Source organism: Streptomyces nanshensis (assembly GCF_001751255.1).
GTDB lineage: Bacteria > Actinomycetota > Actinomycetes > Streptomycetales > Streptomycetaceae > Streptomyces > Streptomyces nanshensis_A.
The window spans coordinates 1-306 of record NZ_LJGW01000465.1; the positions used below are offsets into that span (position 1 = coordinate 1).

Sequence of the window (306 nt, forward strand, 5' to 3'; positions counted from 1 at the left end):
TTCGGTGGGAGCTGCGGATGATGCGGGGCGTCGCCGACTGGCTGTCTATGCACGGCCGGAGACTGATGGGGACGTTCCGTGGGTCGAGCACGCGAGCGGCGTCCTGGCTGAGGGTGAGGGGCCGGTTGCGGGATTCGACGCGTCGGTGTGGCCTCCGGCCGACGCGCACCCCGTGGAACTCGCCGACTGCTACGAGCGGTTCGCGGACGCTGGCTTCGACTACGGTCCCGTCTTCCAGGGGTTGACGGCTGCCTGGCGGGGCGAGGACGGTGCGCTGTTCGCCGAGGTGACCCTGCCGGAGGACAC

Annotated in this window: 1 protein-coding gene; it reads left to right on the forward strand. The window is 70.6% G+C overall.

The features are described 5' to 3' along the window. Positions 1–4: 4 nt before the first annotated feature. Positions 5–306: polyketide synthase dehydratase domain-containing protein (locus AN218_RS28525; protein WP_244900787.1), on the forward strand; the 302-nt coding region annotated here is incomplete at its 3' end.